Annotated in this window: 6 tRNA genes; all 6 read right to left on the reverse strand. The window is 51.4% G+C overall.

The features are described 5' to 3' along the window. Nucleotides 1-32: 32 nt before the first annotated feature. The 6 genes from HMPREF2561_RS10315 to HMPREF2561_RS10340 all read right to left on the reverse strand — a co-directional run bounded on the left by HMPREF2561_RS10315 (nt 33) and on the right by HMPREF2561_RS10340 (nt 603). Nucleotides 33-122: transfer RNA gene (locus tag HMPREF2561_RS10315), tRNA-Ser, on the reverse strand. 35 nt (nt 123-157) lie between these two features. Further along, nucleotides 158-233, reverse strand: a tRNA-Asp gene (locus tag HMPREF2561_RS10320). 8 nt (nt 234-241) lie between these two features. Then, a tRNA-Met gene (locus HMPREF2561_RS10325) sits at nt 242-315 on the reverse strand. A gap of 10 nt (nt 316-325) precedes the next feature. Next, nucleotides 326-418, reverse strand: a tRNA-Ser gene (locus HMPREF2561_RS10330). 9 nt (nt 419-427) lie between these two features. Then, a tRNA-Ile gene (locus tag HMPREF2561_RS10335) sits at nt 428-501 on the reverse strand. Nucleotides 502-529: 28 nt separating this feature from the next. Further along, nucleotides 530-603 (reverse strand) — tRNA-Met (locus tag HMPREF2561_RS10340). Between the last annotated feature and the right edge of the window lie 51 nt (nt 604-654).

Here is a 654-nt window from a genome sequence, read left to right on the forward strand (position 1 = left end):
GCGTGTTAACCGCTACACTACGAGACCAAATACGGAGGAAGAGGGATTCGAACCCCCGCGAGCCGTTAAGCTCCTGTCGGTTTTCAAGACCGATCCCTTCAGCCGGACTTGGGTATTCCTCCACATTTTATAGGTAAATTGCTATTAAATTATTAGATGGCGGTCTCGACGGGAATCGAACCCGCGATCTCCTGCGTGACAGGCAGGCGTGTTAACCGCTACACTACGAGACCAAAATAAATTGCGGGAGGCGGATTTGAACCACCGACCTTCGGGTTATGAGCCCGACGAGCTACCGAACTGCTCCATCCCGCGATAATAAAAATGGCGGAGGAAGAGGGATTCGAACCCCCGCGGCCCGTTAAGGCCCTGTCGGTTTTCAAGACCGATCCCTTCAGCCGGACTTGGGTATTCCTCCACAATTATATGGACCTTGCAGGACTCGAACCTGCGACCGAACGGTTATGAGCCGTTAGCTCTAACCAACTGAGCTAAAGGTCCAAATTTTAATTCTACAACTAATAATTAGTGGCGGTGGAGGGGATCGAACCCCCGACCTCACGGGTATGAACCGTACGCTCTAGCCAGCTGAGCTACACCGCCGTTATATAGTTTGTAAATGATTTAAATGGTGGAGACTAGCGGGATCGAACC

It is taken from the genome of Staphylococcus sp. HMSC069E10, assembly GCF_001809205.1.
GTDB lineage: Bacteria > Bacillota > Bacilli > Staphylococcales > Staphylococcaceae > Staphylococcus > Staphylococcus hominis.